Origin of the sequence: Pseudoclavibacter sp. RFBJ3, from assembly GCF_002931375.1 — a bacterium.
In the GTDB taxonomy this organism is placed as follows: Bacteria; Actinomycetota; Actinomycetes; order Actinomycetales; family Microbacteriaceae; genus Pseudoclavibacter.
In genome coordinates, this window is sequence record NZ_PSXZ01000038.1 from 1 (window position 1) to 5,605 (window position 5,605).

Annotated in this window: 3 rRNA genes; all 3 read right to left on the minus strand. The window is 53.8% G+C overall.

Features of this window, described 5'->3' with window-relative positions:
* Positions 1–69 precede the first annotated feature (69 nt).
* The 3 genes from rrf to C5E07_RS19010 all read right to left on the minus strand — a co-directional run bounded on the left by rrf (position 70) and on the right by C5E07_RS19010 (position 5,369).
* Positions 70–186 (minus strand): 5S ribosomal RNA (rrf, locus tag C5E07_RS19000).
* Positions 187–316: 130 nt separating this feature from the next.
* Positions 317–3,430: ribosomal RNA gene (locus tag C5E07_RS19005) — 23S ribosomal RNA — on the minus strand.
* Between the two features lie 419 nt (positions 3,431–3,849).
* A 16S ribosomal RNA gene (locus tag C5E07_RS19010) occupies positions 3,850–5,369 on the minus strand.
* The 16S, 23S and 5S rRNA genes sit together here, the layout of an rRNA operon.
* Between the last annotated feature and the right edge of the window lie 236 nt (positions 5,370–5,605).

Genomic DNA, 5,605 nt, shown 5'->3' on the forward strand with positions numbered 1-5,605 from the left:
AAAAAAGCCGGGGTTGGTCATCGAGGAGCATCTCTGCTCACTCAACAACCAACCCCGGCTTATGAAGAAGTCCGGCGGTGACCTACTCTCCCACAGGGTCCCCCCTGCAGTACCATCGGCGCTGAGAGTCTTAGCTTCCGGGTTCGGAATGTAACCGGGCGTTTCCCTCTCGCTATGACCGCCGAAACACTATGGATAACCAATCATGTTCCGAACCACACACCACACCCAAACAGGTGCGACACATGGTCGATCCTCGATCGTCTATCGAGAACCACAAAGTGGACGCGAACAGCAACAACATTCATGTGCATGTTTTATCAAATCATCAGCTTATTAGTACCGGTCAGCTCCACACATTTCTGTGCTTCCACATCCGGCCTATCAACCCAGTCGTCTACTGGGAGCTTCTCCCCCGAAGGGATGGAAATCTCATCTTGAAGCCGGCTTCCCGCTTAGATGCTTTCAGCGGTTATCCGTTCCGAACGTAGCCAATCAGCGGTGCTCCTGGCGGAACAACTGACACACCAGAGGTTCGTCCATCTCGGTCCTCTCGTACTAAAGATAGATCTTCTCAAATTTCCTACGCGCGCAGCGGATAGAGACCGAACTGTCTCACGACGTTCTGAACCCAGCTCGCGTGCCGCTTTAATGGGCGAACAGCCCAACCCTTGGGACCTACTCCAGCCCCAGGATGCGACGAGCCGACATCGAGGTGCCAAACCATGCCGTCGATATGGACTCTTGGGCAAGATCAGCCTGTTATCCCCGAGGTACCTTTTATCCGTTGAGCGACAGCGCTTCCACAAGCCACTGCCGGATCACTAGTCCCGACTTTCGTCCCTGCTCGACTTGTCAGTCTCACAGTCAAGCTCCCTTGTGCACTTACACTCGCCACCTGATTGCCAACCAGGTTGAGGGAACCTTTGGGCGCCTCCGTTACTCTTTAGGAGGCAACCGCCCCAGTTAAACTACCCACCAGGCACTGTCCCTGAACCGGATTACGGTTCGAAGTTAGATATCCAGAATGACCAGAGTGGTATTTCAACAACGACTCCACGAACACTAGCGTGCCCGCTTCACAGTCTCCCACCTATCCTACACAAGCCACACCGAACACCAATACCAAGCTGTAGTAAAGGTCACGGGGTCTTTTCGTCCTGCTGCGCGTAACGAGCATCTTTACTCGTAATGCAATTTCGCCGAGTTCGCGGTTGAGACAGCTGGGAAGTCGTTACGCCATTCGTGCAGGTCGGAACTTACCCGACAAGGAATTTCGCTACCTTAGGATGGTTATAGTTACCACCGCCGTTTACTGGGGCTTAAATTCAGAGCTTCGCCGAAGCTAACCCTTCCTCTTAACCTTCCAGCACCGGGCAGGCGTCAGTCCGTATACATCGTCTTGCGACTTCGCACGGACCTGTGTTTTTGATAAACAGTCGCTTCCCACTGGTCTCTGCGGCCATCAATGCGCTTTCAGGAGTAAATCCCTATACGCCTCAGGCCCCCCTTCTCCCGAAGTTACGGGGGCATTTTGCCGAGTTCCTTAACCACGATTCTCTCGATCTCCTTGGTATTCTCTACCTGATCACCTGTGTCGGTTTGGGGTACGGGCGACTAAAACCTCGCGTCGATGCTTTTCTTGGCAGCAGAGGATCACCGACTACCTCACCGAAGTGAGTTCCGCGTCAGATCTCAGGCTTCACGAGTGACGGATTTGCCTATCACTCACCCTACGTCCTTGCCCGGATTCAACCAATCACCCGGTTCGGCTACCTTTCTGCGTCACACCTGTTAATACGCTAACCGCACCAGAACGGGGTCGAGCGCTAGGCTCCCCACCCACCCGAAGGCGGACGAAGAGATTCAGACTCTTAGCACTACTGGATTAGCTTGGGCGGTTTTTCGCCGGCCACGGGAATATCAACCCGTTGTCCATCGACTACGCCTGTCGGCCTCGCCTTAGGTCCCGGCTTACCCAGGGCAGATTAGCTTGACCCTGGAACCCTTGATCATTCGGAGGACGGGTTTCTCACCCGTCTTTCGCTACTCATGCCTGCATTCTCACTCGTGTAGCGTCCACGGCTGGTTTCCACCGCCGCTTCACTCGCCACACGACGCTCTCCTACCCATCCACACGACTGGACCACGAAGGCCTGTCTATAAATATGAATGCCACAACTTCGGTGGCGTGCTTGAGCCCCGTTACATTGTCGGCGCGGAATCACTTGACCAGTGAGCTATTACGCACTCTTTCAAGGGTGGCTGCTTCTAAGCCAACCTCCTGGTTGTCTGTGCAACTCCACATCCTTTTCCACTTAGCACGCGCTTTGGGACCTTAGTTGGTGGTCTGGGTTGTTTCCCTCTCGACTATGAAGCTTATCCCCCACAGTCTCACTGCTGCGCTCTCACTTACCGGCATTCGGAGTTTGGCTGACGTCAGTAAGCTTTTGGGCCCCATCGGCCATCCAGTAGCTCTACCTCCGGTAAGAAACACGCAACGCTGCACCTAAATGCATTTCGGAGAGAACCAGCTATCACGAAGTTTGATTGGCCTTTCACCCCTAACCACAGCTCATCCCCCCAGTTTTCAACCTAGGTGGGTTCGGTCCTCCACGAAGTCTTACCTTCGCTTCAACCTGGCCATGGATAGATCACTTCGCTTCGGGTCTAGGACATGCGACTGAATCGCCCTATTCAGACTCGCTTTCGCTACGGCTGCCCCACACGGGTTAACCTCGCCACATATCACTAACTCGCAGGCTCATTCTTCAAAAGGCACGCCGTCACAGCTACAAGGCTGCTCCGACGGATTGTAAGCAAACGGTTTCAGGTACTATTTCACTCCCCTCCCGGGGTACTTTTCACCTTTCCCTCACGGTACTTGTCCGCTATCGGTCATCTGGGAGTATTTAGGCTTATCAGGTGGTCCTGACAGATTCACACGGGATTTCTCGGGCCCCGTGCTACTTGGGATACTCTTCAACGTCAATACACGCATTTCGACTACGGGACTCGCACCCCCTCTGGTCAGCCATTCAAAGCTGTTCGTCTATACGCTATTGTCACGCCCACTGCCTGGTAGAGCAGCATGAAAAGTCCCACAACCCCGACCGTGCAACCCCTACCAGGTATCACACACGACCGGTTTAGCCTGATCCGCGTTCGCTCGCCACTACTAACGGAATCACTGTTGTTTTCTCTTCCTGTGGGTACTGAGATGTTTCACTTCCCCACGTTCCCTCTACCCGCCCTATATATTCAGGCGGGAGTCACCAGGTCACCACAAGGGGCCTGGCGGGGTTTCCCCATTCGGAAATCCTCGGATCAAAGTTCGATTATCAACTCCCCGAGGCTTATCGCAGATCTCTACGTCCTTCTTCGGCTCCAGATGCCAAGGCATCCACCGTTTGCTCTTAAAGATTTGATTTACACATGAGTAGCCAATCATTTCATTCTCAGAAACTCTTGACTAAAATTGCTGAACACCACAAACACCACCCAAAGGCGACATTCGCGGCATTCAAGATGCTCGCGTCCACTGTGTAGTTCTCAACATACGATCGGTACCAACACCCACCAACACAAAGCCGGCGAACGAAGGCCCAAGAGTCCGATCCACCACCATCCGAAGACGACAGCAGGCCCGGTCCCTCAGGACCCAACAGCGTGCACACCAGCACCCAACACAACACCAGCCGTTCCAACCCCAAAAGAGGCGTACTAAACCAGCATCACGCTGAGCACCGAATAGTCAAATGTTCCACCCATGAGCGCCACCGATCGACATTCGCGACCGAAATGACTTCAGCTCCACACCCAAAAGGATGCGTGCTAAGTGCTCCTTAGAAAGGAGGTGATCCAGCCGCACCTTCCGGTACGGCTACCTTGTTACGACTTAGTCCTAATTACCGATCCCACCTTCGACGGCTCCCTCCAAAAGGTTAGGCCACCGGCTTCGGGTGTTACCGACTTTCATGACTTGACGGGCGGTGTGTACAAGGCCCGGGAACGTATTCACCGCAGCGTTGCTGATCTGCGATTACTAGCGACTCCGACTTCATGGGGTCGAGTTGCAGACCCCAATCCGAACTGAGACTGGCTTTTTGGGATTCGCTCCACCTCGCGGTATTGCAGCCCATTGTACCAGCCATTGTAGCATGCGTGAAGCCCAAGACATAAGGGGCATGATGATTTGACGTCATCCCCACCTTCCTCCGAGTTGACCCCGGCAGTCTCATATGAGTTCCCACCATTACGTGCTGGCAACATACGACGAGGGTTGCGCTCGTTGCGGGACTTAACCCAACATCTCACGACACGAGCTGACGACAACCATGCACCACCTGTATACCGACCTTGCGGGGCGAACATTTCTGAACGTTTCCGGTATATGTCAAGCCTTGGTAAGGTTCTTCGCGTTGCATCGAATTAATCCGCATGCTCCGCCGCTTGTGCGGGCCCCCGTCAATTCCTTTGAGTTTTAGCCTTGCGGCCGTACTCCCCAGGCGGGGCGCTTAATGCGTTAGCTACGACACGGAAACCGTGGAATGGTCCCCACATCTAGCGCCCAACGTTTACGGCATGGACTACCAGGGTATCTAATCCTGTTCGCTCCCCATGCTTTCGCTCCTCAGCGTCAGTAATGGCCCAGAGATCTGCCTTCGCCATCGGTGTTCCTCCTGATATCTGCGCATTCCACCGCTACACCAGGAATTCCAATCTCCCCTACCACACTCTAGTCTGCCCGTACCCACTGCAGACCCGAGGTTGAGCCTCGGGATTTCACAGCAGACGCGACAAACCGCCTACGAGCTCTTTACGCCCAATAATTCCGGACAACGCTTGCACCCTACGTATTACCGCGGCTGCTGGCACGTAGTTAGCCGGTGCTTTTTCTGCAGGTACCGTCACTTTCGCTTCTTCCCTACTAAAAGAGGTTTACAACCCGAAGGCCGTCATCCCTCACGCGGCGTTGCTGCATCAGGCTTTCGCCCATTGTGCAATATTCCCCACTGCTGCCTCCCGTAGGAGTCTGGGCCGTGTCTCAGTCCCAGTGTGGCCGGTCACCCTCTCAGGCCGGCTACCCGTCGTCGCCTTGGTGAGCCATTACCTCACCATCAAGCTGATAGGCCGTGAGCCGATCCATAACCAAAAAGTCTTTCCAAACACAGACCATGCGATCGTGTTAGATATCCAGTATTAGCCACCGTTTCCGGAGGTTATCCCAGAGTTATGGGCACGTTGCTCACGTGTTACTCACCCGTTCGCCACTAATCCACCCAGCAAGCTGGGCTTCATCGTTCGACTTGCATGTGTTAAGCACGCCGCCAGCGTTCGTCCTGAGCCAGGATCAAACTCTCCGTAAATGAATAACAACCAAACAAACCCAAAGGCTCGCCGGTAAACATCACGCCACCACACCAAAGTGCGATGACAAGTTTGAAACTGACAAAAAACAAAACAACACCAAACCCGAAAGTTCAGTACTGACTTGTATTGTCCAAATATGTTTCCAAAAGGAATCCTTACCCCCTCCAAAGGAAGAGGCACGGGATCAAATTGGCATTTGACATAGTGCACGCTGTTGAGTTCTCAAGAATCG